At 39.7% G+C, this 25,248-nt stretch carries 24 protein-coding genes and 2 tRNA genes; 16 read left to right on the forward strand and 10 right to left on the reverse strand.

The features are described 5' to 3' along the window. Positions 1–113 precede the first annotated feature (113 nt). The 6 genes from K0A91_RS03120 to K0A91_RS03145 all read left to right on the forward strand — a co-directional run bounded on the left by K0A91_RS03120 (position 114) and on the right by K0A91_RS03145 (position 7,527). Entirely contained in the window at positions 114–533 is a 420-nt protein-coding gene (locus K0A91_RS03120; RefSeq protein ID WP_295008064.1) for a FixH family protein, read from the forward strand. Between the two features lie 9 nt (positions 534–542). Continuing rightward, positions 543–1,718 carry a TolC family protein gene (locus K0A91_RS03125; RefSeq protein ID WP_295008066.1) on the forward strand — a complete coding sequence of 392 codons (1,176 nt, stop codon included), beginning with the start codon at positions 543–545 and terminating at the stop codon, positions 1,716–1,718. Further along, a complete protein-coding gene (locus K0A91_RS03130) occupies positions 1,718–2,680 on the forward strand; it encodes an efflux RND transporter periplasmic adaptor subunit (protein WP_295008068.1) in 963 nt (320 codons plus the stop codon). The genes K0A91_RS03125 and K0A91_RS03130 overlap by 1 nt, the downstream gene beginning before the upstream one ends. 4 nt (positions 2,681–2,684) lie before the next feature. Beyond that, complete coding sequence (locus K0A91_RS03135; RefSeq protein ID WP_295008070.1) at positions 2,685–5,735, forward strand: CusA/CzcA family heavy metal efflux RND transporter; 3,051 nt, start codon at positions 2,685–2,687, stop codon at positions 5,733–5,735. Between the two features lie 9 nt (positions 5,736–5,744). Beyond that, entirely contained in the window at positions 5,745–6,404 is a 660-nt protein-coding gene (locus K0A91_RS03140) for a response regulator transcription factor (protein ID WP_295008072.1), read from the forward strand. A 124-nt stretch (positions 6,405–6,528) separates the two neighbouring features. Then, on the forward strand, positions 6,529–7,527 hold the full coding sequence (locus tag K0A91_RS03145) for a HAMP domain-containing sensor histidine kinase (protein ID WP_295008074.1): 999 nt from the start codon (positions 6,529–6,531) through the stop codon (positions 7,525–7,527). A gap of 6 nt (positions 7,528–7,533) precedes the next feature. Here the strand turns inward: K0A91_RS03145 and K0A91_RS03150 are convergent. The 5 genes from K0A91_RS03150 to mraY form a co-directional block, all read right to left on the reverse strand. Next, positions 7,534–7,609, reverse strand: a tRNA-Phe gene (locus K0A91_RS03150). Positions 7,610–7,630: 21 nt separating this feature from the next. Beyond that, positions 7,631–7,706: transfer RNA gene (locus tag K0A91_RS03155), tRNA-Phe, on the reverse strand. A 150-nt stretch (positions 7,707–7,856) separates the two neighbouring features. Beyond that, a complete protein-coding gene (locus K0A91_RS03160; protein ID WP_295008076.1) occupies positions 7,857–8,420 on the reverse strand; it encodes a phosphoribosylglycinamide formyltransferase in 564 nt (187 codons plus the stop codon). Then, positions 8,420–9,619 carry a UDP-N-acetylmuramoyl-L-alanine--D-glutamate ligase gene (gene murD / locus K0A91_RS03165; protein ID WP_295008078.1) on the reverse strand — a complete coding sequence of 400 codons (1,200 nt, stop codon included), beginning with the start codon at positions 9,617–9,619 and terminating at the stop codon, positions 8,420–8,422. Before murD ends, K0A91_RS03160 begins: the two co-directional genes overlap by 1 nt. Continuing rightward, the gene (gene mraY / locus K0A91_RS03170) at positions 9,619–10,680 is read right to left on the reverse strand and encodes a phospho-N-acetylmuramoyl-pentapeptide-transferase (protein ID WP_295008080.1); all 1,062 of its coding nucleotides are present in this window, start codon (positions 10,678–10,680) and stop codon (positions 9,619–9,621) included. The genes murD and mraY overlap by 1 nt, the downstream gene beginning before the upstream one ends. A gap of 226 nt (positions 10,681–10,906) precedes the next feature. Here mraY and gpmI point away from each other — a divergent pair, with 226 nt between their 5' ends. The 7 genes from gpmI to accA all read left to right on the forward strand — a co-directional run bounded on the left by gpmI (position 10,907) and on the right by accA (position 18,174). Further along, the gene (gene gpmI / locus K0A91_RS03175) at positions 10,907–12,382 is read left to right on the forward strand and encodes a 2,3-bisphosphoglycerate-independent phosphoglycerate mutase (RefSeq protein ID WP_295008082.1); all 1,476 of its coding nucleotides are present in this window, start codon (positions 10,907–10,909) and stop codon (positions 12,380–12,382) included. A gap of 137 nt (positions 12,383–12,519) precedes the next feature. Then, the gene (gene fabG, locus K0A91_RS03180; RefSeq protein WP_295008084.1) at positions 12,520–13,266 is read left to right on the forward strand and encodes a 3-oxoacyl-ACP reductase FabG; all 747 of its coding nucleotides are present in this window, start codon (positions 12,520–12,522) and stop codon (positions 13,264–13,266) included. 19 nt (positions 13,267–13,285) lie between these two features. Further along, positions 13,286–14,233, forward strand: coding sequence for a DUF523 and DUF1722 domain-containing protein (locus tag K0A91_RS03185; RefSeq protein WP_295008086.1), 948 nt, complete (start codon positions 13,286–13,288; stop codon positions 14,231–14,233). Next, the gene (locus tag K0A91_RS03190) at positions 14,230–15,567 is read left to right on the forward strand and encodes a deoxyribodipyrimidine photo-lyase (RefSeq protein ID WP_295008088.1); all 1,338 of its coding nucleotides are present in this window, start codon (positions 14,230–14,232) and stop codon (positions 15,565–15,567) included. The genes K0A91_RS03185 and K0A91_RS03190 overlap by 4 nt, the downstream gene beginning before the upstream one ends. Before the next feature lie 107 nt (positions 15,568–15,674). Further along, positions 15,675–15,902: an acyl carrier protein gene (gene acpP / locus K0A91_RS03195; RefSeq protein ID WP_295008089.1), complete on the forward strand. Its 228-nt coding sequence runs from the start codon at positions 15,675–15,677 to the stop codon at positions 15,900–15,902. A gap of 102 nt (positions 15,903–16,004) precedes the next feature. Continuing rightward, positions 16,005–17,222, forward strand: coding sequence for a beta-ketoacyl-ACP synthase II (locus K0A91_RS03200; RefSeq protein WP_295008091.1), 1,218 nt, complete (start codon positions 16,005–16,007; stop codon positions 17,220–17,222). Positions 17,223–17,238: 16 nt separating this feature from the next. Then, entirely contained in the window at positions 17,239–18,174 is a 936-nt protein-coding gene (gene accA, locus K0A91_RS03205) for an acetyl-CoA carboxylase carboxyl transferase subunit alpha (RefSeq protein ID WP_295008093.1), read from the forward strand. Here accA and K0A91_RS03210 read toward each other — a convergent pair whose 3' ends face one another. The 5 genes from K0A91_RS03210 to K0A91_RS03230 all read right to left on the reverse strand — a co-directional run bounded on the left by K0A91_RS03210 (position 18,175) and on the right by K0A91_RS03230 (position 22,567). Beyond that, positions 18,175–18,975 (reverse strand): 3'-5' exonuclease, encoded by an 801-nt coding sequence (locus tag K0A91_RS03210; protein ID WP_295008095.1) that lies wholly within the window; start codon positions 18,973–18,975, stop codon positions 18,175–18,177. 3 nt (positions 18,976–18,978) lie between these two features. Next, complete coding sequence (locus K0A91_RS03215) at positions 18,979–19,566, reverse strand: phosphoribosylanthranilate isomerase (RefSeq protein WP_295008097.1); 588 nt, start codon at positions 19,564–19,566, stop codon at positions 18,979–18,981. An 89-nt stretch (positions 19,567–19,655) separates the two neighbouring features. Further along, on the reverse strand, positions 19,656–20,297 hold the full coding sequence (rpe, locus tag K0A91_RS03220; protein ID WP_295008099.1) for a ribulose-phosphate 3-epimerase: 642 nt from the start codon (positions 20,295–20,297) through the stop codon (positions 19,656–19,658). 81 nt (positions 20,298–20,378) lie between these two features. Next, positions 20,379–21,773 carry a chemotaxis protein CheX gene (locus tag K0A91_RS03225; protein ID WP_295008101.1) on the reverse strand — a complete coding sequence of 465 codons (1,395 nt, stop codon included), beginning with the start codon at positions 21,771–21,773 and terminating at the stop codon, positions 20,379–20,381. Beyond that, on the reverse strand, positions 21,770–22,567 hold the full coding sequence (locus K0A91_RS03230) for an HDOD domain-containing protein (RefSeq protein ID WP_295008103.1): 798 nt from the start codon (positions 22,565–22,567) through the stop codon (positions 21,770–21,772). The genes K0A91_RS03225 and K0A91_RS03230 overlap by 4 nt, the downstream gene beginning before the upstream one ends. A gap of 150 nt (positions 22,568–22,717) precedes the next feature. On the opposite strand from K0A91_RS03230, the gene rpmB reads away from it, so the two are divergent. From rpmB to argJ, 3 genes are read left to right on the forward strand one after another with little or no spacing between them, the layout of a single operon-like run. After that, positions 22,718–22,906 carry a 50S ribosomal protein L28 gene (rpmB, locus tag K0A91_RS03235; protein WP_295008105.1) on the forward strand — a complete coding sequence of 63 codons (189 nt, stop codon included), beginning with the start codon at positions 22,718–22,720 and terminating at the stop codon, positions 22,904–22,906. A gap of 18 nt (positions 22,907–22,924) precedes the next feature. After that, a complete protein-coding gene (locus K0A91_RS03240; protein ID WP_295008108.1) occupies positions 22,925–24,061 on the forward strand; it encodes a potassium channel protein in 1,137 nt (378 codons plus the stop codon). Next, a complete protein-coding gene (gene argJ / locus K0A91_RS03245; protein WP_295008110.1) occupies positions 24,054–25,232 on the forward strand; it encodes a bifunctional glutamate N-acetyltransferase/amino-acid acetyltransferase ArgJ in 1,179 nt (392 codons plus the stop codon). The genes K0A91_RS03240 and argJ overlap by 8 nt, the downstream gene beginning before the upstream one ends. Positions 25,233–25,248 lie beyond the last annotated feature (16 nt).

Here is a 25,248-nt window from a genome sequence, read left to right on the forward strand (position 1 = left end):
ATTTGTGAGGTATATTGAAGAGCCGTATGAGGGAAATCTTCAAGTACGGTTCTGTGAGGGGCATTGTGCCACTCCAAATTATAAATAAATTTAAATAAAAAGGAGGGGTAGAAATGTCTACTCTACAAAAGATTTTTTTCTCAACGGTGGTTTTAGCGACTCTCTCTTTTGCGGGGGAATTTATGGACATGGGTATGAGCGGTGATCTGCATGTGATGCTATCAAGTGATAGAGTTCTAAGCGAGGGGCAGAATAAAATCAAGGTGGAGTTAAACAGAGGTTCTCATGACGGTGCAAAGGTTGCGGCTAAAGATGTTCGTATAAAGTTTTTTATGCCTGGGATGCCCGGAATGCCTTACATGGAGTCAAAAGATATCTGTAAAAAAACGGATAAATATTTTGAGTGTAACGTCAATTTTGGTATGGGCGGAACATGGCAGTATCAGGTTTTTATAAAAGATGAGCAAGGCAAGGATTATAAACACAAAGGGAGTGTAAATCTAGGTCAAGCTTCTTCGGCGCATCGTCACTAGGAGTTTGCCATGAAGATGCTGACTCTTTTTATGATTCCTTTTGTATGTTTTGGTGCGGAGTTTAGTGAAGTTTTTGAAAAAGCGGCTCTAAATTCGCCTATTTTGCGTGCAAAACATGAAAAGATTTTAGCTTCACATGAGGCTATAAAAGGCGAAGCGGTATATAAAAATCCCGTCCTCTCCATAGGTGTTAATGATTTGCTTTTAAATGAGAACTTTTTAAAAAGAGATATCGAGCCTATGCAGACGAACTTTATAGGAATAACCCAAGAGTTTGAAACATTCGGCAAGCTTGAGCTTAAAGAGGCAATACTTCGAACGGGTACCCTTGTATTAGAGTATGAACTTGAAGATTTGAAGCTTGATTTGTACAAAAAAACTGCACTCATTGTTGAGAAGATAGCGACATTTTCAAATCTTTTAGAGCTTTTAGATAGGAAAAAAGCAAACTTAGAGATACTCATAGACTATTATGAAAAGAGCATAAGTGTTGAGAGCGGTTTTAGAAAAAGTGTCGAACTTCAAAAAAAGATATTTGCTATTGAGGACAAAATCCTAGAGCTTCAAGAGAGTGTTCAAAGAGCCAAAAATGAGTTTAAATACCTTACAAATCAGGAGTTCATGCAGGTGCAAAGAGCGCAAATCGGCGAAGAGTTTATAGAAGAAGAGATAAAAAAAGCACCGAAATATAAAATTTTTGAGTTGCGCAGCAGAGAGTTGGAGATTGCCGCAAAGCTTGAAGAGAGAAAAAAATACTCAAACATAAACCTATCTCTAAGCTACAATTACCGTCAAAATTTTGATGACTATCTGTCTGTAGCGACATCTTTTGCGCTCCCGATTTACGGCAGTGAAGATGCAAAAGCAAAAAAAACACGCTACTTAAAACAAGAGAGCATACAAAATGCGCAGAACTATCTGCAAAACGCAACTATGATTTTTCAAAATAACCGTAAAAAAGTAGAGTATTTCTCTAAAAGAGTTGAGAATCTTGATGCGATTTTAGAGAAGTACAGAGCGCTCGGCATTTATGAGAAATCAAACATAAGAAACAGCGTCACGCTTGAGAAAAGCGTAGAGGATGAAAATCTGCTTTTTGATCTGGAGATAGAGAGATTAAAATACAAACTAGAGATAAAAGCTGCCGAGCTGGAGCTTTTTTATATCACGAAAGAGAGTATATAATGAAAACGCTACTTTTAGTTCTTTTGAGTTTTGCTTTTGTGGAGGCAAAAACGTTTGAACAAGCCTTTAGTATCCAAACTATTAAACCAAAGATGCAGATGAAAAAAATTACCAAAAGTTACTATGCGACAACCTCCTATGATGAAAAAAAGATTTATGAGGTTGTGTTGCGTTTTGATGGCAATGTCGAAAACTTGGAAGCAAACGAGCTTTACAAGAGCGTTAAAAAAGGAGAGAGACTTTTTGATATCTACTCCAAAGAGATATATACGCTTAAAAAAGAGCTTGAGTCTACAAAAAATCTTCAAACTCTTAATGCAACTATTTTGGAGAAGCTGCATCTCTATGAACTGGGAGAGAAGGCAATCGACTCTAAAGCTGCGGCAGTTCCCCACTTCAGTAAATACAGCGGTAAAATCATTCAAAAAAATATTTATGAAGGCTCTTATGCCAAAGCGGGCGGAGTGCTTTTAAAGATAGCAGACGACTCTTCCATGTGGGTAATCGCTAAAGTCTATCAAAAAGATATAGAGTTTATGAGCGAGGGGATGCGCGCAGTTGTGGACGTAGAGGGCTTAAGTGAGCCGATAGTCGCAAAGGTGGGCAAGATTTATCCAAAAATAAACAAAGAAGATTTGACTTTTGATGTCAGGATGGATGTCAAAAACCCAAACTCTAAAATATTTCCCGACATGTTTGCAAAAGTGAGTTTTAGCAAAAATCTCAGCGCAGCACTCACGCTTCCAAAAGATGCGGTTATAAAAAGAGGAGATAAGTTCTATGTCTTTACTAAAATCTCACAGAGCGAATATGAACCAAAAGAGATAGAGGCGGAGTATATCGGCGGATACTATCGCATACTCTCTAGTCTAGATGAGAATAGCGAAGTAGCACAAAACGCACTCTTTTTGCTTGATAGCGATGCGGTGACAAACGGCTCATACATGAGCGAAGAGTGGTAGTAAGATGATTGAGAGAATCATAAGCTTAAGTGCGAAAAATATATTTTTGGTTCTTATCGTCTCGGTAATTTTAACTGCTTTGAGTCTTTTTAGTCTTAAAAATATCTCGCTTGACGCGCTGCCTGATCTCTCGCCGCCTCAGGTGATTCTTCAGATCTCATATCCGGGGCAGTCTCCAAAGATCATAGAGGAGCAGGTTTCATACCCGCTTATTAGCTCTTTAATGGCGCTTCCGGGCATAGATACCGTAAGAGCCATGAGCAGTTTTGAAAACGGGCTTGTCTACATAATTTTTAAAGATGATACGGATATATACGATGCCAGAAGCAGGATCTTAGAGCAGCTCTCTTCCATCCTGCCGACTCTGCCCTCAAATGCAAAAGTGAGCATGGGACCCGATGCAACAGGTGTAGGCTGGGCGTATCAATATATTTTAAAATCAGACAAACTCAATCTTGCCGAGTTGAGAGATTATCAGGATTACTATCTAAAATACGGTCTTTTGGGCGTCGATGGCGTGAGTGAGGTGGCGGCTGTAGGCGGATTTGTAAAGAACTATCAACTCCTTATCGATCAGGATAAGATGGTCAAATACAATGTCGGAATCGGCGAAATAACAGCTGCTCTTAAGAAGAACAATCAAGACAGAGGCGGCGGCGTGCTTTTGCAAAACGGATATGAAAATATCATTCAAGCACGCGGATATGCCACAAGTGTGGAGGATATAGAAAATATAACCATCAAAGTAAACGGAGTAGTTCCCCTCAAACTCAGCGATATAGGCACTCTCTCTTTATCTCCTACGCCAAGACGCGGAGTTGCGGAGTTTAACGGAGAGGGAGAGGTCGTCGGCGGTGTTGTTTTGGTGCGTTACAAAGAGAATACTTACGAGGTATTGCAGAAGATTAAAGCCAAAATCGACTCCCTAAAGAGCGAAGACGTAGAGATAGTTACGGCGTATGACAGAACAAAACTTATAGACAGAGCCATAGATACTCTAAAAAGTACGCTGATTGAAGAGTCTATTATCGTTATTATCATCACGGCTCTGTTTCTATTTCATTTTAGAAGCGCACTTGTCGTCGTGATAGTGCTTCCTTTGACGGTACTGCTTAGTTTTTGGCTGATGACGCTCTTTGATATAGGCTCAAATATTATGAGTTTGGGAGGCATCGCCATTGCGATAGGTGCTATGGTGGACGCTTCTATCGTCATGATAGAGAACGCGCATAAACACCTTGCTAAAAGCGACGGCTCAAAAAGCAGAGTAGAGATTATCATCGACTCTTCAAAGCAGGTGGGGCGTCCTATTTTCTTTGCTCTTATGCTTATAGTTGTCTCCTTTTTGCCTATTTTTGCACTGGAGGGACAGGAAGCCAGACTCTTTTCGCCGCTTGCCTATACAAAAACGTTTGCAATGCTTATTGGTGCGCTTCTCTCCATCACATTAGTACCTGTTTTGATGATACTTTTTATAAAAGGAGAGATAAAAAAAGAAGAAAGCAACCCCATAAACCGCTTTTTTACATTTTTATACACTCCCGTGCTGAAACTGTTTTTAAAATTAAAGTATCTCATTATCATTTTGTCTTTAGCCGCCATGGCGTACATCTATCCCCTTTACAACAGCCAAAAATGGGAGTTTATGCCGCAGCTTAACGAGCAGGATTTTATGTATATGCCCGTTACGCCCTACGGAATCAGCATTGAGTTAGCATATGAGCTCTCTCATGAGACAAACAAGATTATAAAAAGCTTTCCCGAAGTAGATACCGTTTTTGCAAAAGCCGGACGTGCAAATACGGCGACAGACCCCGCACCTCTTGCCATGATAGAGACCATTATCACATTTAAGGATGAATCTCTTTGGAGAGAGGGCATGACGTATGAGAGACTTATGGCAGAGATGGAAAATGCGCTTAAAATAAAAGGACTCATAAACTCATGGACATATCCGATACGAGGCAGAATAGATATGCTTTTAACGGGTATCCGCACGCCTTTGGGGATTAAACTTTACGGTGACGATAACAAGGTTTTGGAAGATGTTGCATCCAAAATAGAACAGAGACTAAAGACAACACCTCTTACGCTCAGTGTCTCTGCCGACAAATCAAACAGCGGCTACTATCTCGATATAGAGATAAAACAAGATGCTCTCTCAAGATACTCTGTCTCAAAACAGGAGATACTCGACACCGTCTCGTTTGGTGTAGGCGGACTGGGTGTTAGCACTTTCATAGACGGACTTAAGCGTCACCCGATTTCTGTGAGAGTGGATGCTGACCAAAGAGATGATATAGATAAAATCAAAGAGTTAAAAGTCAAAACAAAATCCGGTTTTTTGCCGCTTCGTCTGTTTGCAGATATAAAATATACGGAGGGTGCGAGTGTTATAAAGAGCGAAAAGGGGATGAAAGTCTCTTTTGTCTACATCACGCCCAAAAGCGGCGTGAGCATGGATGAGTATAAAAGAGAGGCGACTGCTCTTCTTGAGAAGATAGAACTTCCAAAGGGTTACTACTATGAGTTTGCGGGACAGAGCGAGTATCTGGAATCTGCAAAAAAGAGACTCGGCTTTATTGTTCCTATAGTGATTATAAGCATTTTTGTACTTATCTATTTCGCACTCGGAGATGTTAAAAATTCGCTTATCGTATTTTTGACTCTGCCTTTTGCCGTTTTGGGAGGATTGCTCTATATTGACTTTCTAGGGTTTAATATGTCCGTCGCTGTAATTGCAGGCTTTTTGGCACTGCTGGGCATTGCGGCTGAGACGGCTATAGTCATGGTCATTTATCTTGATGAAGCTCTGAGAGAGAAGGGCATATCACATGAAGAGGCTATTATCAGAGGTGCGGCAGGACGCTTAAGACCAAAACTGATGACCGTTTTTGCCACTTTTGGAGGACTTGTTCCGATTATGTATATCGACGGAGTAGGAAGCGAAGTCATGCAACGCATCGCTGCACCGATGATAGGCGGCATAGTAACCTCGGCAATCCTGACGCTGCTTATCATCCCTGTTTTATACTCTCTAAGGAAAAAAGTGTAAAATACTCAGATGAATATTTTACTACTTGAAGATGATGTCATTTTATCGGAGATACTTTGTGAGCATTTGAGCGAAAAAGGGTACTTTGTGTCGTCTGTTTTTGACGGTGAAGAGGCTTATGAGATGATACTCAAAAAACGTTATGATTTGATGCTTCTTGATGTCAACGTACCGCTTTTAAGTGGCTTTGAGCTCTTAAAACTCCTAAGGGAACAACATGTAAATATCCCCACTATCTTTATCACTTCGCTTGATTCTGCACTTGACTTAAAAAAAGGTTTCGATCTGGGGTGTGATGACTATCTCAAAAAACCTTTTGAACTTTTAGAGCTTGACGCAAGAATAGAGCATCTTGCAAAGGTGCATAATTTAGACAACTCTCAGATAAAAATCGACGAGCAAAATTATCTTGACAAGGCGACTTATGAGCTTGTAAAAAACGGTAACAGAGTAAAACTCTCTAAAAAAGATTTTGAGATAATCGAGTATTTTCTATCGCAAAAAGGGAGTATTGTGTCACATGCACAGCTTATTGCAAATATCTGGTTTGAGAGCGAAGTGCCGAGTGATGCGACGCTTAGAACATATATAAAAAATATCAGAGCACACCTTGGTAAGGATTTTATAACCACGATAAAAGGAGTCGGCTATAGAGTTAACATCCAGTGAAAAAAAGTCGTTTTGGGGCTTTTTAGGACTTTATCTTAGTTCCTCAATCTTTCTGATTCTTTTTATAGCCGTTAGTTTTTACCGCTATGAGTCCTCTAACATTATCTCTATGAAAAAAGAGAAGATGCAAAACATAGCACTTAGCCTCTCTTCAGAGATAATCTCATCTTACATGCGCTCAGAGCCTCTGCATGTAGAAAATGTAGATGGGTATGAAGTAGCACTTTATGATGAAGAGAGAGTGCTTTTATATGGTTTGGATGTTGGAGATATCCCTCTAAAGCAGGGTTTTTATACGGATGAGAAATTTGAGTATTTTATCGATCTTAGTCCTCAGCTTCATCATGGCGTAAAATATCTTATACTTAAGAGCAAAAAAGCGGACAAACAGGTTTTAAAACTGCTTCAAGATATACTCTTTGTTGCAGTTTTTTCGGTTGGGCTTATAGCCGTGGTCGGTTACTTTTTATCTATGATGTTTTTAAAGCCCATTCAAAACGAAAGAGTAAAACTCGACAAATTTATCAAAGACTCAACACATGAACTTAACACTCCCATAACGGCGATACTTATGAGTATTGAGCGGCTAAAAAAAGAGAAAATCGATGAGAAGATTTTAAAAAGAGTGGATATCAGCGCAAAAAGAGTGCAAAAAATCTACTCCGATTTGACATATCTGCTGCTTGAGAGTGAAAATCATAATGTAAAGCAGATTAACCTAAGGGAAATCGTAGAAAACGAACTCACTCTCTATGAAGATTTGGCACTTAAAAAATCTCTCTCTATCCATAAGGAGTTAGACAATGCTTTCTTGAACATGGACGAGGTAAGTGCTCAGAGGCTTTTTGGCAATCTAATTTCCAATGCGATTAAGTACAACAAACACGGAGGGAAGATGGAACTAAAACTCACTCCAAAGATGTTTAGCATCTCCAATAGCGGCATCGGCATAAAAAAAGAGCAGCAGAATAGGATTTTTGAGAGGTTTTACAGAGCAAACGAATACGAAGGAGGATTCGGTATAGGTCTTGACATCGTAAAGAGAGTTTGTCAAAAATATAAGATAGACATCGAGATAAGCTCTACAGAAAATGATTTAACAACGATTATACTGAGGTTTTAAAAGTAGTGGTGGCCAATCTCGGAATCGAACCAAGGACACAATGATTTTCAGTCATTTGCTCTACCGACTGAGCTAATTGGCCGTGAAGTTTCTTTAAAATAAGTGGTGGCCAATCTCGGAATCGAACCAAGGACACAATGATTTTCAGTCATTTGCTCTACCGACTGAGCTAATTGGCCGTATTTTAAAGAGCGCAATTGTAGCTTTTAAGGACTGAAAGTTAGCTTACATATTGATATTTGCGCTATTTATGAGCAGAGCCCATCCATAGCGGCATGGACAAAAGTCCCTATAACCCCCCTAAAGCTACTCACATATAATGTGAGAGATTAAAGTAAGATGTTTTTAAATGCTTCGACAATGGCGCTCTGTTCAAGCTTTTTTATTCTCTCTTCTAGTGAATCTACACTCTCATCAATGTTTAGTTTTAACTTTTTTTGCAGAATAATTTTTCCGCTGTCATACTCGGTATCTACTTCGTGGATAGTTACACCGCTCATTTTTTCTCCGTTTTTTATTACCGCTTCATGCACATGGCGGCCGTACATTCCTAAGCCGCCATATTTTGGAAGAAGTGCCGGATGTGAGTTTATAACCTGAAAGTTTTTTGTTATGTTGTCGCCTACTTTTTTCATATAGCCTGATAGAAAAATATATTTGCAGTTCTGTTCGTGCAGAAGTTCTTCTATTTTTTTATCGGGATTTGCATCTGTTTTTGAGTTTACAACCAGATTTTTTATGCCGTAATCAGTTGCGTTTTGCAGAACTGTTGCGTTTGAGTTGTTTGATATGACTAAAACAATCTCTATATCTATCTCTTTTTTCTCTGCGGCTTTATAAAGCGCGCTAAACCCGCTTCCGTTGTGTGAGGCGAGTATTGCAACTTTTTTCACTAGAGCTCTTTTACGCTGTTTTTAAACAAGTCGCCTCTGTGTGCGTATGAAGTAAATTCATCAAGACTTGCTGCTGCCGGAGAGAGTAGTGCGACCTCGTCATTTTTTAGATTTTTATCTATTTTTGCAACTGCATCTGCGAGGTTTTTACAAAGTTCAAACTCTACGCCGTATTGGTGTGCGAGATTTGAGAGTTTCTCTTTGTTTGAGCCAATATTGTAAATCTTGACATCACAATTTTGCAGAAATAGAAATAGTTCGTTTAGGTCAACACCCTTGTCGTCGCCGCCCAAAATCAGATGTACATGTAGATCTTTATATCGCTTCATGGCGACTATCGTTGCATCAAGGTTTGTTGCCTTTGTGTCGTTCACCCATAAGCGATTTTTGGAGTCTCTTAGCTCTTCTTGTCTATGCGCATCAATAACAAATGAGTTGATTTTTTCATAATCCACTCTGTCAAAGAGTATCTTCTCAACCGCCATCGCCAAAAGCGCGTCCATCAAAAATGCGCCCTTGAAGTTTACTTTTGCGCTCTCTATCTCAAAGCGTGATGCCAAATCTTTCTCATCTTTGTATGTTATAAGATAGGCTGACGTTTTTATATCTTTGTATGCTTCGGGAATGATTGCGACTTCGCCCTCACGCATTTTTAAAACAGGTTTTAGTTTTGCGTTTATATACTCGCCCATGTCACCGTGCCAGCTTAGGTGGTCTGGCGTTATTGGGAGGAGAACGTAAATATTTGGAACTGCTCTGTTTGTGTAGTGAATAGTAAAAGAGCTTGTCTCAAGTACCCAAATCTGGGCATTTTGGTCAAGCTGTGCAAGCGGAAGCCCTATATTGCCTCCCTCTTGCGAACCTTTGTCCCTTAAGAGATACTGCATCATCTGCGTTGTCGTAGTTTTACCGTTTGTTCCGCTTATCCAAATGCTAAGCGGTGCTGCATTTGCAAAGCAGTCATATTCACTTATGAGATTTTTTGCTTTTTTTATAAGCGCATTTGATGGAGGAATACCAGGTGAGGTTATCTCAAGGTCGGAGTAGTCCGAATTGAAATCCGACGCAGGCTTTACTTTGTGTCCATTTTCATCCGTAAAAGGTTTTAGGCACTTGTCGTCGTAAAATATCGCGCTTGGAAAGAGTTCTGCCAACGCTTTTGTGGTTTTGCCGTAGCCAAAAAGAGATACCCGTTTCATTAGCGAATCTTTAAAGTGATTAGGGCGATAACGTTGGAGAGCGTAGCTATAATCCAAAATCGCACGATTATTTTGCTTTCTGCCCACTGTTTCATCTCAAAATGGTGGTGTATTGGAGCCATCAAAAAGACTCTCTTTTTTCTGAGTTTGTAGCTTCCCACTTGAAGTATTACGGAGAGTGTTTCTATAACAAAGATTGAGCCGATAAGAAGAAGAAGTATTTCGCTCTTTGAGATTATAGCCAAGTAGCCAAGAAATGCGCCGATTGTAAGCGAGCCGCTGTCTCCCATAAAAACTTCGGCAGGGTGACAGTTGTACCACAAAAAGCCGCTTAAAGCGCCGATGAGTGCGCTTGAGACGATTGCAACCTCTCCTATGTTGATATTTGGCATCAACAGATATGAGCTGATTGTAATGTTTCCTGTAATGTAGATGATAATGCTAAAAGAGGTAAGTGCCATAATGGATGGAACTGTTGCCAAACCGTCAAGTCCGTCGGTAAGATTTACCGCGTTAGAAGTAGCTATTATCACTATAATCCAAAAAATAACGGCGTAAAAGCCCATATTCCAAACAGGATTTTTAACAAACGGAAGATAGAGATTGGTGTTAAAGTCAGACTGCGCGTATAAAAACAGAGCTACGGCTAATGCCGATATAACCTGCAAAAGAAGTTTTGTTCTGGCTTTTAGCCCAGCAAGGTTTTCGTTTTTTTTGATTTTTGCAAAGTCATCTTTAAAACCGATAAGAGCGAATAAAACAAGGGTTATAACAGCGCCGACTGCGTAGAGGTTTGAGAATTTTATGCTTATGAGAGAGGCAAAAATAGTTGCTGAGATAAAAACTATCCCGCCCATTGTAGGTGTTTTTGCTTTGCTTTGATGACGCTCTGGTGCCCAGTTGTTGATTGGCTGAACACTGGAGGTTTTTTGTGCCCATCTAATAAAGCGTGGCATTAAAAAGAGTGTGAAAAATAGAGCCAAAAAGAAAGCTATTCCAGCGCGTATTGTGATATATCCAAGTAAGTTGATTTGAAAAATTTCTGATAGCCAATATAGCAAAATTAATTGTCCTTAATTAAAGTAACTGACCTTACGCACTTTTGCAAAAAAAGTTCGTAAATACCTCTAATTTTCTCGAAAAGTACACTTTTCGTAGCTTTAGGGGGTTGTAGGGACATTTGTCCCTGCCACTGAAACGGACGCGTTCGTTTCAGTGCGTAACATCAGTAAATAAAAAACGACATTATAGTATAATTGCATAAAACTTTTGTTATAAGGAAAAAAATTGACAAAAAAAGCTGTTTTAGTCATAACGGACGGTATCGGTTACTGCTCAAAGACCCAGTACAACGCATTTTACAACGCAACGAAGCCGACTTATGACAAACTCTTTGAGAGCACTCCTCACTCTTTGATTGACACCTACGGATTAAGTGTAGGACTTCCCGAGGGACAGATGGGAAACTCTGAAGTGGGGCACATGAGCATCGGAAGCGGAAGGGTTCTTTATCAGGATTTGGTAAAAATATCTTTGGCTTTAAATGAAAATAGATTTAAGGATAATGCCGAGTTTAAAAATCTTTTAGAAAAATCAAATAGACTTCATCTCATAGGGCTCATGAGTGACGGCGGCGTTCATTCGCATATAGACCAGTTTATGGGCATTGCGGATTTGGCGGCACGTGAAAACAGAGAGGTTTTTTTGCATCTTATAAGTGATGGCAGAGATGTATCTCCGACCTCTGCAAAAAAGTACCTAGAACAGGTCGGTAAACATACAGGTCAAAATATAAAAATAGCTACAATCTCGGGACGTTTTTACTCCATGGATAGAGATAACCGCTGGGAGAGGGTTCAAAAAGGGTATGAGGCGATTGTAAAAGCTGAGCCAAAAACCGACATGTCGCCTCTGAAATATATAGATGCATCATACGCTAAAGGTGAGACGGATGAGTTTATAGAACCTGCTGCATTTAATGGATATGAGGGCATGAGAGACGACGATGCTGTTTTGACTATAAACTTTAGAAGCGATAGGATGAGAGAGCTTGTAACTGCACTCGGAGATAAAACTTTTAACGGCTTTGAGCGAGATTTTAAAAAGCTTCATATAGCTACGATTACGGAGTATGACAGGAGTTTTCCTTATCCTGTGCTTTTTAGAAAAGAGGTTCCTAGAAACACTCTCTCAGAAGTTATTTCAAAAGCAGGTCTGAGACAGCTTCACACTGCAGAGACCGAAAAATACGCACACGTCACGTTTTTCTTCAACGGCGGCATAGATGAGCCGTATGAAAATGAGACAAGGATATTAATTCCCTCTCCAAACGTAAAGACTTATGATGAAAAGCCTCAGATGAGCGCGCCAGAAGTCGGTGAGGTAGTTTTAAAGGCGATGGATGATGAGTATGATTTTGTGGTCGTGAACTTTGCAAACGGCGATATGGTAGGACACACTGGAGATTTTGAAGCGGCAAAAATTGCGGTAAATACAGTTGATACCCAGCTTGGAAAGATTTTAGCAAAAGCGAAAGAGAAAGATTACGCTGTTGTCATCACCTCAGATCATGGAAACTGTGAAGAGATGAGAGATGATGAGGGGCACATTTTAACAAATCATACGGTTGGAAAAGTTTGGTGTTTTGTTGAGGCAGAGGGTGTTACAAAAGTACAAAACGGCGCTCTCAATAACATAGCGCCAACTGTTTTAAAACTTATGGGATTAGAGATTCCATCCGAGATGGATCATAGTTTAGTATAAAAGTTTCAAATATTTTACTCTAAACAAATTCGCTTAGGCTTCACCGTGGGTGCCCCAAAGCTAAAGCTTTGACCCTTCGGTTGCAGAATCGCTCATTTTGTTTGAGCAAAATAAAATTAATAAAAAAGGAAAAATAGATGAAATTTAGCGGAAAAAATGTTTTAGTGACAGGTTCAAGCAGAGGTATCGGCGCAGAGATTGCGAAGGTTTTAGCAACATACGGACTAAAGGTGTGGATTAACTACAGAAGCGGTGCGACAGAAGCTGATGCTATAAAAGATGCCATAGAGGCGGCAGGCGGAAGTGCAGCAGTAATTGGTTTTGACGTAAGCAGTGAAGATGCGTTTGTAGATGCGATTAAAACTATCGTTGATTGTGATGGCGAACTATCGTACCTTGTAAACAATGCAGGGATCACAAACGACAAACTCTCCCTTAGAATGAAGAGCGAAGATTTTATGTCGGTTATAAATGCAAATCTTCTCTCATGTTTTGTGGGTTGTCGTGAAGCCATGAAAGTGATGAGAAAGAAAAAATTCGGCTCAGTCGTAAATATAGCTTCAATCGTTGGCGAGACGGGAAATGCAGGTCAGACAAACTACTCCGCAAGCAAGGGCGGTGTTATTGCCATGACAAAAAGTTTTGCACTTGAGTCGGCTTCTAGCGGTATCCGTTACAATACTATAACTCCGGGTTTTATCGCAACGGAGATGACTGATGTTTTAAGTAATGAGATAAAAGAGAGTTTTACCTCTAAAATCCCGATGGGTCGTTTTGGAAATCCTGCTGAAATAGCAGAAGCAACCGCATTTTTACTCTCAAATCACTCAAGTTACATAACAGGTGAGACACTGAAGGTTAACGGCGGCATGAATATGGCGTAAGCCAAAAAAGGAACAAGTGATGAAAATAGCAGTGTCTGGGTGTTTGCTTGGTGAGAAAGTTCGATTTGACGGTGGGCATAAACATGACAGATTTGTAACTGATGAGCTTGGCCGCTATGCTTCTTTTGTTCCATTTTGCCCAGAGGCTATAGCTTTTGGCACCCCAAGACCAACCGTAAAGCTTGTAAACAGAGATGATAATATTGCCGTTGTCTCAAATAAAGACGGCACGGATTTAACTCAAAATCTTCTTGATAAATCTTATGAGGAAGTTCACAGAATAGGCAATGAGAATCTAGGCGGCATCATATTTAAATCCCGCTCTCCGAGTTGCGGACTCGGAAGTGCAAAAACCTATCTTGAGAACGGTTTTTCAGGTCCTAAAACCGACGGTATTTTTGTGAGTGTCTACAGAGAGAAGTTCCCTCTTTTGCCCATGGAAGAGGAGGGCAGGCTTCAAGATGCGTGGCTGAGGGAAAACTTTATCATGCAGCTTTTTGCGTATGACTCCATCGAGAAGCTAAAAGAGAGCAAGCCGAGCATGAAAGCGGTTGTAGATTTTCATACAAGAAACAAGTTTTTGCTTCAGGCAAAAGATGAGAAGCTATACCGAGTTCTTGGCAATATCGTGGGCAATCATGAAAATCTCCATTTTGATGAACTATTTGCAAATTATGAGCATAACTTTAAAGTTGCCATTTCGCAAAAAAGCTCAACAAAAAGAAATAGAAATGTACTAGAACACATGGCTGGTTTTTTTAAAAATGAGTTAAGCTCTGTTGAAAAAGAGGCTCTTCATGAGCAGATAGATGATTATGCAAAAAAGATAGTTCCTATCATCACTCCGCTCTCAACTATAAAGCTTTACGCTAAAAAGCATAATACAACTTATCTTTTGGCTCAGACATTTTTAGAGCCCTACCCAAAAGAGCTCGCTCTTCGTTCAAGTCTGCTTAGCTCCAAATGAGACGCATTCTCTGGTTTAGAAGAGATTTAAGGGTTGAGGACAATCCGCTTCTCTCTTTTGGTGCAGAGGTTCTTCCCATCTTTATATTTGATGAAAATATCTTAAAAGAGCTCCCTAAAAATGATAAAAGAGTCACTTTTATATTTCATCATGTTGTAAAGTTAAAATCTGACTTGCAAAAAGTGGGGCTTGACCTTAAAATTTTTTACGGCAATCCCGAAGATATCTTTGAGGAGTTAAGAGGTTTTGATGAGGTTGTAGCATCTGGAGATTATGACTCTTATGCAAAAGAGCGCGACATAAAAATCTCTCATATATTACACTTTCGTTATCTCAGTGACACATACATCTTCAAGCCAAAAGAGGTGCTAAAAGATAACGGGGAGCCCTACTTTGTTTTTACCCCTTTTTACAAAAAAGCCAGAGCACTGCTTACACATAAAAATATAGATGAAGTGAAAGTTGCAGAACATAATTTGGCACAAGAGGATTATGAGGGCATCCACATAAAAGGCAAAAAACTCCCGCTAGAGCTTGGGAGTATAGGATTTATAAAACAAAATATTGAGATTGTAAGCCCGCATATAAAACTGGATAATTTTTTAAAAAAGATAGACAGGTATCAAGAGACGCGGGAGTATCTATCAGTTGATGCAACTTCAAGTTTAAGCGTTGATCTGCGCTTTGGAACAATATCCGTAAGAGCGGTTTTAAGAGCTCTTTTCTCTTTAAAGAGCTCAGATATAGAGCCATTTATCAGACAGCTAATATTTAGAGATTTTTACGCTTACCTTCTTTTTCATATACCGACCTTAGAGAGACAAAACTACAAGTATGATTTTAACGGCGTAGAGGATGATGATAAATTTAAAGCTTTTTGTGAAGCAAGAACAGGTGTTCCTATCGTCGATGCAGGCGTGAGAGAACTGCTGCAAACCGGGCAGATGCACAACCGAGTGCGTATGGTTGCTGCCTCTTTTTTTACCAAAGACCTGCTTCTTCCTTGGCAGTGGGGAGAGAAGTTTTTTGCATTACATCTGCTTGACTACGACTTGGCAAGCAACGCGCTTTCATGGCAGTGGAGTGCGGGAACGGGGGTTGATCCGCAGCCTTACTTTAGAGTATTTAATCCATACTTGCAGAGTAAAAAGTTTGACAATGATGCTTTTTACATCAAAAAATGGCTTCCGGAGTTAAGAGATATCGAGGCAAAAAATATACATAATGAGGCATTTTTGCTAAGTACATATATAAAGGATTACTCAACTCTAAATATTGTCCATAAAGAGGCAAAAGCAAGAGCGCTTAGCTATTACAAGAAAAGTTTGCACTAAAAGCAAATGGCTTCGCAAAGCCCTGTTTTTTATCTCTGGACACCTAGTTTATTTAAGTTAAATATGCTACAATTACGAGATTTTACACATAAAACATAGGAGCTAGAATGGCACTTTTAGACGATATTAAAGCAGTAGTGGTTGAGCAATTAAGCGTAAGCGCAGATGAAGTTAAAGAGGACTCAAAATTTGTTGAGGATTTGGGTGCTGATAGCCTTGATGTAGTTGAATTAGTAATGGCGCTTGAAGAGAAGTTTGATATCGAAATTCCTGATGACGAAGCAGAGAAAATAAGAACTGTTAAAGACGTGGTTGATTATATCGAAAGCAAATAGTTATCTAAAAATTCTACTGAGGACCCCCTCGGTAGCAAATGTTTTTTAGTTGTCAGTTATCTGGCTTCTGAAAAGTATTTTATATATTATACGGAGATTTTAATGAGAAGAGTTGTAGTTACTGGGTTAGGCATGATAAATGCAGTTGGAAATGATAAAGAGAGTTCTTTTAAAGCAATGTGTGATGGCGAATGCGGAATAGGCACTATTACTCTCTTTAATCCAGAAAATTACAGCGTAAAAATAGCAGGCGAGGTTAAAAATTTTGACCCAGAGACTGTTATGGATGCAAAAGAGGTTAAAAAAGCCGATAGATTTATCCATCTTGGTTTAAAAGCCGCTCAAGAGGCGATGCTTGATGCTAATATTCCCGAAGGTACCGATATGGATAGATTTGGAATAAGCGCTGCTTCCGGTATCGGCGGTCTTCCATCTATCGAGAGAAACTCTATCATTATAGAGACTAAGGGTCCAAGAAGAATAAGCCCGTTTTTTATTCCTGGTGCGCTTGTAAATATGCTTGGTGGTTTCGTGTCGATTGAGCATGGTACAAAGGGTCCAAACCTCTCAAGTGTTACAGCATGTGCAGCAGGTGCTCACTCAATAAGCGAAGCAGTAAAGACTATTATATGCGGCGGAGCAGACAAAATGCTTGTTGTTTCAGCTGAGTGCGCAATAACAGGTGCAGGTGTCGGTGGATTTGCTTCCATGAAAGCACTATCCACAAGAAATGATGAGCCGAAAAAAGCTTCTCGCCCTTTTGATGCAGACCGAGACGGTTTTGTTATGGGAGAGGGAGCTGCTGCACTAGTGTTAGAGATATATGAAGATGCGGTTGCTCGCGGAGCAAATATTTATGGGGAGATTATCGGATTTGGCGAGAGCGGCGACGCTAGCCATATCACTACTCCAAGCCTTGACGGTCCTGCTCGTGCCATGAGAGCTGCTTACAATATGGCAGGCAAGCCTAAAATTGACTACGTAAATGCGCACGGAACAAGCACGCCTGTAAATGACAAGAACGAAACTTCAGCCGTTAAAGATTTGCTAGGCGGTAAAGAAAATTGTCCTCCAATGAGTTCTATAAAAGGTCAAATCGGTCACTGTTTAGGTGCAGCAGGCGGTATAGAAGCCGTTGTATGTTTGATGGCTATGCGTGATGGAATAATTCCTCCGACAATCAATCATGAGACTCCTGATGAAAATTGTGATTTAGATATTGTTCCTAATCATGCAAGAAAAGCAAACCTGACTACTGTTATGAGCAATTCATTTGGTTTCGGCGGAACAAACGGCGTTTTAATCTTTAGAAAAATCTAAGTATAAGGACTCCAGTTTGGCAACATATTTAGACTTCGAATACAAAATAAAGTTTATTCAAGAGGATATCATATCTGCACAGGTTCGTCACGACGAAGCTGCTGTAGAATCGCTTAAGAGCACTTTAGATAAAGAAGTTTCAAAGATATTTAATAACCTTACCCCTTTTCAACAGCTTCAATTGGCTCGCCATGTAGACAGACCTTACGCACTAGATTATATTAATCTGATTATGAGAGATAAGTACGAGATACATGGAGACAGACACTTTCGTGATGATGCCGCTATCCTATGCTATTTGGGCTATATAGGCGGCGAGAGAGTTATGGTTATCGGAGAGCAAAAAGGTCGCGGAACTAAAAACAAGATAAAAAGAAATTTTGGTATGCCACATCCTGAAGGGTACAGAAAAGCTCTTCGTGCCGCTAAACTTGCTGAAAAGTTCAATATACCTCTTCTTATGCTTATTGACACTCCGGGTGCATATCCGGGCATAGGAGCAGAGGAGAGAAATCAGAGCGAGGCGATAGCCAGAAATCTATTGGAGCTCTCCGATCTTAATACTCCTACAATTTCCATAGTAATCGGAGAGGGTGGAAGCGGCGGAGCGCTTGCCATTGGAGTGGCTGATAAGTTGGCGATGATGAGATACTCCGTATTTAGCGTGATATCTCCTGAGGGGTGTTCTGCAATATTATGGAACGATCCTGCCAAGGCTGAAGCCGCAACAAATGCTATGAAGATTACAAGTAGCGATTTAAAAGAGCTGGGTCTTATAGATGATATTATTGACGAGCCGCTAATCGGTGCCCACAGAGACAAAGACGGAGCAGCAGCTGCAATAGGCGAGTATTTTTTGAGTGAACTTGCTAAACTTCGCGAGATGTCAAGTGATGAGAGAATGGAAGCTAGATATAAAAAGCTTACAGGCGTTGGAGCTTTTAGCGAATAGTTACCCTTGACTCTCTTGTAGAGGGTCAAATTTCGGTTTTTTTAGTCTTTTTCCCTCTTTTGAAAACTTAATCAAATCCTCAACCGTTTTTATGTTCTTATCAATATTTGCAAGCGAGAGCTTGAAAAGCTCATAAGTTGTCATTACATCGCACATCGCTCTATGGTGCACGGCATCTGGATTTAAGTTAAACGAGACATTTAGGTATGAGAGTGCATATCTATAAGATTCTATAGTCCTCTCTGCCAAAAATAGCGAGCAGAGGCTTCTGTTTAGAAGCGGGGCAAGACCTACTTTTTGCATGCTAAGAGATATAAATCTGTAATCAAACTTTACATCGTGCGCAACAAAAACTGTATCTGCTAAAAAGAGCTTAAAATCGTACATAACTGTTTTTAGGTTTGGCGCGTCTTTGGTATCTTCTGCACTAATTCCTGTTATTGCTGTAATATGCTGATTTATCTCTTTGCAGTTAACAAGAGATTCAAATCTATCAATGATTATTCCATTTTTAACCTTAACCGCCGCAATCTCAATTATCTGATGTTTGTCTATTTTTGAGCCGTTTGTCTCAATGTCAACTATGCAAAAAACAGCATCCTCTATTGAGACGAATTTTGTCGCAAAGTAGTAGTATCCATGTTGCTTGACAATCTCAAGTCCCTGTGAGTGCCAAAGCTGTAGCAAAAAATCCAAGTCTTCGCTTATCTGCTCTTTTAATGTTTTTAAAGAGAGCCCTTTGGTTGAGAGCTTGTGAATGCTTTTCGCATCTAGAGTAAAATTCGGCTCTAAATTTATCATAAACTATTGCTTTGCATTTTTGACAAATTCTTTCACTTTTTGGGCATCTTTTCTGCCGTGGGAGAGCTCAACTCCGCTGCTGACGTCAACCCCGTAGAAGCCGTATTTTTTAGCGTCCGCTACATTTTGCGAATCAAGTCCGCCTGCTAAGATGATTTTGGAGCAGTCAATATTTTTAAACCATTCTAGATTTAGTCTTTTGCCGCTGCCGCCGTACGTTTCACAATACGCATCAACAAGTCTGTACTCATCGCTAAATTGCAAAATATCGTTTGCTTCTTTTGCACGTATAACTTTTATATATGGGACAAAAAGCTGTTTATAGAGGCTTGAAGGCGCTTCAAAATGAATCTGTGCAAGAGTTGCTCCTGCTTCTTGGCAGTAAGAGTTGATAATCTGTGCATCGCTGTTGACAAAAAGAGCAACTTTTTCTACAAATGGAGGAAGTCTTTTTATAATGTCTCGAGCCTCTTTAGGGGAGATATATCTAGTGGATTCTTTATAAAAAACAAAGCCAAGCGCATCTGCACCGGCCTCTATTGCTATCATTGCATCGTCATAAGATGTAATACCGCAAATTTTAGTACGCATTATCTATTATCCGTCCGACAAAGGAAGTGATTCCTTTGTCTTCGCTTGGGCAGCACGGGTCACTGAAGCTTCATGCTTCGCATAAGAAATCATATCTGTAAACTCTCTATCGCTTCTTTTTTGTTTGTGTGGTTAAATACATAGCTTCCTGCAACAACGATATCTACGCCTGCATCTTTTAACAGACGTACATTTTTATCTGTTACTCCGCCGTCAACCTCTATGAGGCAGTTAGGGTTAATTTTGTCTCTCATAGCGCTTAGTTTTTTTGCTTTTGGCAAAACAGTCTCGATAAAACTTTGACCTCCAAAACCAGGGTTTACGCTCATCAGCAAAACCATATCCAAATCTCCAAGCAGATACTCAATGGATTCGGGCGGAGTGTGCGGATTTAGAACGATGGCAGGCTTGATGCCGAGCGAGCGAATCTTCTGGATAAGCCTGTGAGGATGTTTCTCCTCCTCTATGTGAAAAGAGATATATTCAGGTTCTAGAGGTGCAAAAAGGTCTACAAAAAAAGTGTTGTTCTCAACCATAAGATGAATATCCAGCGGCTTTGTTGCAGCAGAAGCGATAGCCGATACTACTACGGGCCCTATAGTTAGGTTTGGTACAAAATGACCATCCATAACATCTACATGTACAAAATCGCATCCAGCCTCGCAAATAGCCTCTACGTCCCTTTTTAGATTGCCAAAATCTGCAGATAAAACACTGGGCGCCACTTTCATTACTGTTCCTTTTTTTATTGATGTTGCACGCTAAAACGAACGCATCAATTTTGGTTGCGAAATTCTACAATTTTGTAGCTTTTATCTTGTTAAGAAAAATAGAAATTTATCGTTATTAAAGAGCAGGTCGACTTGAACGCCCCTTCTGTTTTCTACAACTTGAAGCAGGCTGTCGACGTCTTGGTAGGTTCTAGGGAGAGTAATGTTTACATGTACTCCCTCATCTGCAAGCAGAGTCTTAATCTTTCCGCCCACTATATTTACAAGCTCTGCAAGCGAGTCTAGGATAAGTTCCATATCATCAGTGTCTTCACCGATTAGCAGTTCACACGCTTTCTTGGCGATAGTTGATGGAAAAATAAGAATAACCATACCGTCTATATCACCGAAATAGCCTATCGAGCTTGCAATTTTTTCGCTTTTGTTCTCAATAATGAGATTGTGAACACTTACTGCCTCTTTTGTCGCTCTGGCATTTGTCATCATCTCTAGGGTAACAACGGTTGCGTCTATAAATTTAGGAAGCTCAAGCACAGTCTCTTTGTTTAAAACTCTTTTGTTTTTTACATTTGAAGCACTGCTTGCGCCGAGCTCTTTTAATAGATCTTTGTTTTGAAGTATGTCATCCATCTGGGCATAAAAAAGTATTCCCGCATCCTCCATCGTCTCTCTAAATATCTGGGGAGTTTTGTCAAATTTTATTCCGACAAAACATATTGTTGCGTTGTACTCTGCCGCAGAACTTGCAAGTTTTGAGAAAAAATTCAGAGCATGCACGTTCATGCTGATAACTTTGTATGCATCAAATATAAAAAGCCTAAAACCGACATTTAAAGAGTTGTTGTGATATTCGATATTAAACATATTGCTAATCTCAACATCTAAAAATGACGAGACAGTGTATATCACTGCATTTCCTGTTACTCTGGTTGCGACCTTTTCTCCCATTTGTCCCAAAAAGGTAGCATCTACTATATAGTCGTAGGCCTCTTTTTTCTCTTTTTTTATATTGAACTCTTCAAGAGATTGCGCAATAATTGGATTGTGCCCGCCGTCATGCAGCTCTATTGCTATTGCGGAACGCTGTGATTTGTCGCTGCTGTAAACGAGTATGTTTTTATTTAGATTTTTAAAGCTTGAGGAGAAGAGGTAGGCGATATCGAGTGTTTTAAAGAGCGAAAAGTTAAGTTCGTTCTGAAAAAATCTTTTTATAGCGTCATATTTTTTAGCGTCATAGTCGCAAAATCCAACAGTAGCATGATTTTTTTTACGAATTTTCATAAAAAGTTTTATAAAGACATCCAAGCCGTTGCGGTTAAAAAAAACAACTTTTTTAAGCGAAACCAGAATCATGTCCGCTTTTAAATTTGTTGCAGCTTCGATATCTTCAATGCTCATAAAAGCGCTTGAACTGTTACCGTCTAAAAAGCCCTGCGGTGAAAAAACGGCTATTCCATTTTTAACCACGGCTTTCATTTAATCTCCATCAGTGCCACAAAATCCTCATATATGTCGCCGACATAATCGATTTGAAAATCAACAAAGTCGTTTAATCCAGCTTTTATAAATTCAGGCTGTGAAAGCTCATAAAAAAGCAGAAGATGCATCCATTTTCCGAGGTTATTGATGCTCTCCTCATCAGATGGGTTCACTCCGGATGCCGCTTGTACTATTTTTGATATTTTTTCATCCATTTCCCATTTCCCTGCTATTTGAGAGCAAATATCAAAAAGACTCACTCCGCAGAGGCGTACAAGAATTGTGTTGTAGTCAAGCGCTTTTGTGCCTCTTAGTAGATTTACATCCTCTTTTCTTTCGCTAAAAAGAGCTTCTGTAATGATTATGCTCGCAGGTAATAGAGCGATAGCCGCATATGTGTTTTTGTCGTCGATGCCCAAATGTTTGAGAACGCGTTCCCATTTTTTAGAAATATTGGCTTGAAAATCATGAAACGACCTTGCATTTAGATGGAACAGGGTCCAATTTTTAGGGCTGAGAAGAGTTATCATGTAGTTGTATACAGTCTGTTGTGAAAGAGATACGCCAAGGATGCCAAATATCTGAGATATGTCGCTTACCTCATTGGCAAATCCGTAGATGGGTCTATTTACTATCCCTTTAAGGTATGACTTTAGTGCCAAATCACATTCTGCGACTTTTGCAGCTTTTGTTAGCTCCCCCTCATTTAAGAGTCTTATGGTCTCATTTAACACTTTAGGTGATGGCGGTATCTTCTCTATAAAGCTATCTATTTTCTCTCTTGTTATCATATTCTCTGCATATTCTTGAATTTTGTTTTATTCTACCTGCATATCCATAAAAGAAATATTAAGGGGAATTTTTGAATTTACCTTAAGCAGAAGTTTTGTTTAGGCTTGATATAATTCGCAACTTTAAAACCTAATATAAGGAACCTAATCATGGCAAGAAGATGTGCTATTAGCGGCAAGGGCCCGATGAGTGGAAACAATGTTTCACACGCAAAGAACAGAACAAAGCGTCGTTTTTTATTAAATCTTAGAACAGTTCGTATAACTTTGGATGACGGCACTACCCAAAAGATTAAAATCTCTGCAAAAGAGTTGCGTACACTTAAGAAAAATTCTTAAGTCTAACAGGACGCAAGCTTGAATCTCTTAGAGAAGATTCGAAAATTTCTACATTGGGAGACATCTCCCAAACCCGCAATCACCCTCAATGATGAGTTATACGCTCAGTTATTACCATTTAGAACACCTCTTATTCTTGTTCAAATATGCATGCTTATTGGTACTTTGGGCTACATATACATAGAAGATTACACTATTATGGATGCGATTTTCCAATCCGGATATACATTTACTACGGTTGGATTCGGCGCCTTAAAAGAGGGTGAATTTTCAGCGGCAGGGCAGATATTTACGGTAACTCTTATTATTTTAGGTTTTACCGTTTTTACTATAGCAATCGGTATTGTTGTAGATGTTGTAAATAAGGGCAGATTATCTAGAATATTAAAGGAGCGAAGAATGTTATACGCTATTGCAAGGCTTAAGAAGCATTTTGTCGTCTGTTATCATAATGATTACACTCTTGAAGTCACTAAACAGTTAAGAGAGAATCATATACCGTTTGTTGTAGTTGACCCAAGAGAAGAGATACATCAGTGGGCGATTGAACATAACTACACAACGTATCTAAAAGCAGAGCCGCATGCCGAGCTTACGATGCTTAAATCACATCTCGCTTCAGCAAAAGGGCTTATAACTATGTCGAGTTCAATGTCTGATAACATTGCTCTTATCGCTTCAGTCAGACTCTTTGAAAAAGAGCATTTTTTGCCAAGACCTTATTACATTATCTCATCGGCAGAGAGTGTCAGTGATGTTGAAAAGCTCAAAAAACTCGGAGCAGACACGGTTGTTTCTCCTACAAAGCTAACCGCCCAAAGAGTTACTGCCATGGCAGCGCGTCCTGATATGGAGAACTTGCTTGAAGAGTTTTTATACAAGAGCGACAACCCTCTTGATATGGAAGAGATTGAAGTGCCAAAATACAGCTGGGCAGTTCTTAAAAAGCTAAGAGAGACGCACATCAGAGAGATGACAAATACTTCGGTAGTCGGTATTACCAAAAAAGACGGAAAATTTTTATCGATGCCAAAGGGTGACGTTCTTATTACCAGCGAGTGCAAGCTGCTTCTAATCGGAACTCAAAAAGATATAAACATAACAAAAGAGTTAATAAGAAAAAGAGATAAGCCAAGGGAGTTTAAATTTGTATAATATAATCTATTCAAGCGGCGGAGTTTGCGCAAGTGAAGGTTTTTTTGCCGATGGCGTAAGTGCCGGTCTTAAAAAAGACAATGCTAAAGATATGGCGTTTATATATTGTGAAGATGAGTGCGAAGTAGCCTCTGTGTTCACGACAAACAAGATGTTTGCGGCTCCTATAAAGCATTTTCGTTCAATGGGTGATTTTAAAACAAACTTTATAGTTATTAATTCAAAAAATGCAAATGCAATGACAGGGCAAGCAGGAGTTGAGGATATAAAAGAGGTTCTCTCGAACTGCCCATCAGCCGTTAAAAACCCGATTATGAGCTCAACGGGCGTAATAGGCGTCAGACTTCCAAAAGCTAAAATCATTGAGGGTATGAAGCTTTTTGATTTAACAAAAAGAGACTCTGCGAGCGCATCTAAAGCTATCATGACAACCGACACATTTGCAAAAGAGATAGCATTTAAGGTTAAGCTTGATGACGGCAGCAGCTTTAATATCGGAGCGATAGCAAAAGGTGCCGGGATGATAAATCCTGCGATGGCTACTATGCTTTGCTTTATTACAACTGATGCAAAAGTTACAAGCAAAGAGATGCAAGAGGCACTTGATGAAGTTAAAACAACAACATTTAATGCCATAAGCGTGGACGGTGACACTTCTACAAACGATACTGTTTTGATTTTAGCAAATGGCAGAAGCGGAGCTTACGAGAAAGAGGCATTTAAAGAGGCACTTTTTAAAGTAATGCACTTTTTAGCACTCGAGATGGTAAGAGACGGCGAGGGCGCTACAAAACTGGTGACATACAAAATAACAGGCGCAAAAGATGATAGAGAAGCCGAGATTGCCGCAAAAATGCTCTCTGATTCGCTTTTAGTAAAAACAGCACTATTTGGTGAAGACCCCAACTGGGGAAGAATCGCCTCAACGATAGGAGCCAGCGGAGTAGAAGCCTATGAAGAGAAACTTAAAATCTCATTTGACAATTTGTGTGTTTATGACAGAGGTGAGATACTCTTTGACGCAGAGATGGAGAAGAGGTGCGCAGTTGTTATGCAGCACCAAAAGTTTACTATCTCGTGTGATTTAGGCATAGGCAAAGGAAGCTTCAAAGCGTACGGATGTGACTTGGGACACGAATACGTCAAGATAAACGCGGACTATAGAACTTAAATGTCATTTACAAGAA

It is taken from the genome of Sulfurimonas sp., assembly GCF_019429335.1.
Classification (GTDB): domain Bacteria; phylum Campylobacterota; class Campylobacteria; order Campylobacterales; family Sulfurimonadaceae; genus Sulfurimonas.

Bases quoted from the DNA above. Each gene is read 5' to 3' on its own strand.
- K0A91_RS03120 (WP_295008064.1), top strand. From the start codon at position 114: ATGTCTACTCTACAAAAGATTTTTTTCTCAACGGTGGTTTTAGCGACT.
- K0A91_RS03125 (WP_295008066.1), top strand. From the start codon at position 543: ATGAAGATGCTGACTCTTTTTATGATTCCTTTTGTATGTTTTGGTGCG.
- K0A91_RS03130 (WP_295008068.1), top strand. From the start codon at position 1,718: ATGAAAACGCTACTTTTAGTTCTTTTGAGTTTTGCTTTTGTGGAGGCA.
- K0A91_RS03135 (WP_295008070.1), top strand. From the start codon at position 2,685: ATGATTGAGAGAATCATAAGCTTAAGTGCGAAAAATATATTTTTGGTT.
- K0A91_RS03140 (WP_295008072.1), top strand. From the start codon at position 5,745: ATGAATATTTTACTACTTGAAGATGATGTCATTTTATCGGAGATACTT.
- K0A91_RS03145 (WP_295008074.1), top strand. From the start codon at position 6,529: ATGCAAAACATAGCACTTAGCCTCTCTTCAGAGATAATCTCATCTTAC.
- murD (WP_295008078.1), bottom strand. From the start codon at position 9,619: ATGAAACGGGTATCTCTTTTTGGCTACGGCAAAACCACAAAAGCGTTG.
- fabG (WP_295008084.1), top strand. From the start codon at position 12,520: ATGAAATTTAGCGGAAAAAATGTTTTAGTGACAGGTTCAAGCAGAGGT.
- K0A91_RS03185 (WP_295008086.1), top strand. From the start codon at position 13,286: ATGAAAATAGCAGTGTCTGGGTGTTTGCTTGGTGAGAAAGTTCGATTT.
- K0A91_RS03190 (WP_295008088.1), top strand. From the start codon at position 14,230: ATGAGACGCATTCTCTGGTTTAGAAGAGATTTAAGGGTTGAGGACAAT.
- acpP (WP_295008089.1), top strand. From the start codon at position 15,675: ATGGCACTTTTAGACGATATTAAAGCAGTAGTGGTTGAGCAATTAAGC.
- K0A91_RS03200 (WP_295008091.1), top strand. From the start codon at position 16,005: ATGAGAAGAGTTGTAGTTACTGGGTTAGGCATGATAAATGCAGTTGGA.
- K0A91_RS03210 (WP_295008095.1), bottom strand. From the start codon at position 18,975: ATGATAAATTTAGAGCCGAATTTTACTCTAGATGCGAAAAGCATTCAC.
- K0A91_RS03215 (WP_295008097.1), bottom strand. From the start codon at position 19,566: ATGCGTACTAAAATTTGCGGTATTACATCTTATGACGATGCAATGATA.
- rpe (WP_295008099.1), bottom strand. From the start codon at position 20,297: ATGAAAGTGGCGCCCAGTGTTTTATCTGCAGATTTTGGCAATCTAAAA.
- K0A91_RS03225 (WP_295008101.1), bottom strand. From the start codon at position 21,773: ATGAAAGCCGTGGTTAAAAATGGAATAGCCGTTTTTTCACCGCAGGGC.
- K0A91_RS03230 (WP_295008103.1), bottom strand. From the start codon at position 22,567: ATGATAACAAGAGAGAAAATAGATAGCTTTATAGAGAAGATACCGCCA.
- rpmB (WP_295008105.1), top strand. From the start codon at position 22,718: ATGGCAAGAAGATGTGCTATTAGCGGCAAGGGCCCGATGAGTGGAAAC.